Source organism: Polaromonas sp. P1_G2 (assembly GCF_056405515.1).
The window spans coordinates 1-1,069 of record NZ_JBFUBY010000535.1 but is presented as its reverse complement, the minus strand read 5'-3'; the positions used below and the strand labels follow the sequence as shown (position 1 = coordinate 1,069).

Below are 1,069 nucleotides of genomic sequence, written 5' to 3'. Positions count from 1 at the left end.
CCACCGGCGATGCGGACTCCAAGGGTACAGCGCAAAAATCCAGCGGCGGGTCCACGACTTACGGCGCGATCGTCAGGGCGGCCATCAAGCCCAACGTGGTGTTCACCGAGGACTTCACCGGCAATCCGATGGCGAAGGTGGAGGTCCGCCTGACGCTGGACGGCACCGTCATCAGCCAGCGGCTGGTTCAATCGAGCGGAAACAAAGCCTGGGATGATGCCGCCATCAACGCCATCATCCGCACCCGCGTCATGCCGCGGGACGTCGACGGGCGCATACCCGACACCACCTTGATCCTGGAAATGCGGCCGCGCAACTAGCGCCGGCCGTCAATTCAAGCCTTGCCCGCGCCCCTGTGAAGCGGCGCCCGGCTCACTCGTAAACGATCTGCACCAGCCCCCTGTCGGCCTGCGCCATCCAGCTGGCCAGCGCCGCATCGGTCGGGAAGAATTTGGCCGCTTCGCCCAGGTGCAGTTCGGCGGTCGCACCGCCCTCGGTGTTTTGCCGCCTGAGGCTCAGGCGCACCGGCAGGCCGCGGCTGATTTCGCCCTGGTCGGACATTTCGCGGCGCGGCGGGAAATCCCGCACCAGCCGTGAGATGTCGGGCGCGCTGCCGTTGACGGCCACGCGCAGGTACTTGCCGAACTTGCAGCGCGCGGTTTCCAGGTCCCACACCTGCGTGACCTTGAAGCGGCGGCCGAAGCGCTCCGAAGCGCCCTGCAGCGTGCCCTGCACGATCACCAGTTCGTCGTCCTTGAGCAGGTTGCGGTTGGTGTTGAAGGTCGCTTCGTCCACCGAGGCCTCGAGCACGTCGGTCTTGTCGTCGAGCTTGAAGATGATCAGCTTGCCGCGGTTGCCGTTGATGATGCGCAGGTCGCTCAAAATCGCGGCCAGCAGCTGCGGCTCGCGCGAATCGATCAGGTCCTCGATCTTGCGTTTGGCGAACTGGCGCACCTCGGTTTCCACCTCGTCGAACAAATGGCCCGAGAGGTAAAAGCCGATCGCGGTTTTTTCCTGCACCAGCCGGGCCTTCACGCCGAAGGGCATGGCCTCGACCAGCGGCGGCTCC

At 65.4% G+C, this 1,069-nt stretch carries 1 protein-coding gene and 1 pseudogene; one reads left to right on the top strand and one right to left on the bottom strand.

Annotated features, from left to right (window positions below; genetic code table 11):
* Nucleotides 1–320 (top strand): energy transducer TonB (locus tag AC1D0P_RS26000; protein ID WP_477679362.1); only part of this gene is annotated, 320 nt, incomplete at its 5' end.
* A 52-nt stretch (nucleotides 321–372) separates the two neighbouring features.
* Here the strand turns inward: AC1D0P_RS26000 and dnaE are convergent.
* Nucleotides 373–1,069 (bottom strand): annotated as a pseudogene (dnaE, locus tag AC1D0P_RS25995) (DNA polymerase III subunit alpha); the annotation flags it as partial.